Source organism: Streptomyces mexicanus, from assembly GCF_902506575.1.
In the GTDB taxonomy this organism is placed as follows: domain Bacteria; phylum Actinomycetota; class Actinomycetes; order Streptomycetales; family Streptomycetaceae; genus Streptomyces; species Streptomyces mexicanus.
In genome coordinates this window covers 1-1,764 of record NZ_LR732683.1, presented here as the reverse complement: position 1 = coordinate 1,764, position 1,764 = coordinate 1, and the positions used below count along the sequence as shown (strand labels likewise).

At 77.9% G+C, this 1,764-nt stretch carries 1 protein-coding gene; it reads right to left on the bottom strand.

All coding sequences use genetic code 11. The annotated features are described in order from the left end of the window. On the bottom strand, positions 1-1,764 hold a 1,764-nt coding region (locus GV126_RS35095), incomplete at both ends, for an endo-beta-N-acetylglucosaminidase (RefSeq protein ID WP_236570391.1).

The window sequence follows — 1,764 nt, the reverse complement described above, 5'->3', positions numbered from 1 at the left end:
GGCCTGGGTGCCCTGAGCGCGGTCCTGCAGGCCCGGCGGGCGCCGCGCGGGGGCGGGGGGGTGGCGACCGGCGGGGGGGGGGCGGGGGGGGCGGGGGGGCGGCGGCGGGGGGGGGGGGGGGCGGGGGGGGGGGGGGGAGGGGGGGGGGGGGGGGGGGGGGGGGCGGCAGGGGGGGGGGGGGGGGGGGGGGGGGGGCACGGGGTGCCGGGTGGCGGGCGGGGGGAGGGGGCCGGCGGGGGGGGGGGGGGAGCCGGGGCCGGGAGGGTGCGGCCGGGGGGGGGGGGCGGTCGTGGACGGCGAGGCCGCCGAGCCGCCAGCGCACCGGGACGCCGTCGCCGGTGGCGGTGAGCCGGACGCCGAGGGCGTGCACGGTCTTCCCCGCCAGGCCCGCGAGCCGGACGGTGGAGGTGTGCCAGCCCGCGCCGGCCGCGGCGGGCACGGGCAGGTACGTGTACGGGGGCGCCGCCCCGGCCGCGTCCGGCTCGGCGGTGGCCACGGCCAGCTCGATACGGACCTGTCCGGCGTCCGCGCGGTGGGTCAGCTCGACCACCGTGTCGCGGCCGAGCGGCAGCCGGGTCGCGTACAGGTCGAGGACGGCGGGCCGGTCCAGGGCGCCGTCCACGAGCACGCTGCTGCCACCGCGCCAGGCGTCGGCGAAGTCGAAGGAGACCGCGGGCCGCTGCCCCTGCGTGCGGACCACCCAGCGGCGGGAGGGCAGCCGGTCCTGCAGACCGAGGTGGTTCCACGCCCTGTCGGAGGTGACCGCGCCGTCCTCGTACCAGCGCAGGCCGTGCCCGGTGTTGAAGACGGTCGCGAACGGCAGCGCGGTGATCGTGGACCGGTCCGCCACGGACAGGGCGGGTGCCCGCCAGCCGTCGGTCGCGTCGGGCCGGGACGGGTCGAGGGAGCGGCCGGTCCAGAACCGGTCGTCGGCCGCGTGGAACTCCTCCGGGGTGTGCCCCGCGGGCAGGTGGTTGCGGGTCCACTCCGGCCGATACAGGCCGATCGAGGTGGTGTGCGGGCGGTCGGCGGGCACGATCGCGTCCCAGTCCACGGCAGTGTTCCAGCCGCCCGACTCCACATCGACGCCCGCCCACAGCTCGTAGCGGCTGCGGCCCAGTTGTTCGGCCAGGTCGCCGGAGGAGGCGAGCGAGCCCGCGCTCCAGCGGAAGTCGACGAACATGTCGTCGGCGACCTGGAAGAGGGCCTGGTTCCGGCTGTCGAGCGCGCCCTGCCAGTCCACCGTGCCGTTCACGGTCATCGCGTCGTACCAGGTCACCCGCTGGCCTTTGGCGGCGGCGAGCTGTTTCAGCTCGCGGACGAAGCCGAGCATGTCGGCGCCCAGGGCGCTGTCGCCGCCGCCGGTCTCGGCGTTGACGAACCAGCCGTCGAAGCCGTACGCCGCGGCCACGGCGACCAGTCGGTCGGCGAGCGGGTAGTGGCCGGAGGCGTCCTTCTGCACCAGGTCACGGGTCCACCGGAGCTGTCCGCCGTAGGCGGCGGGCGGCAGGAAGACGTTGCCGAGGACGGGGACGCCGTGCCGGTGGGCCGCGTCCACGACGGGCGCGTTCGGGGCGAGGATCAGGCCCTCCCCGGCGGAGCCGCCCCAGAACACCAGCTCGTCGATGTAGGCCCAGTGAGTGAGGGCGTAGCAGTCGGCGGTGGCGGAGCCCTGGGAGGGGTTGGAGGAGGTGGGTCCGAAGGAGACCAGCGACTGGATGCGGGCCTGCCCCGCGCGGGCCGTGGAGTTGGCCGGGGTGGGGG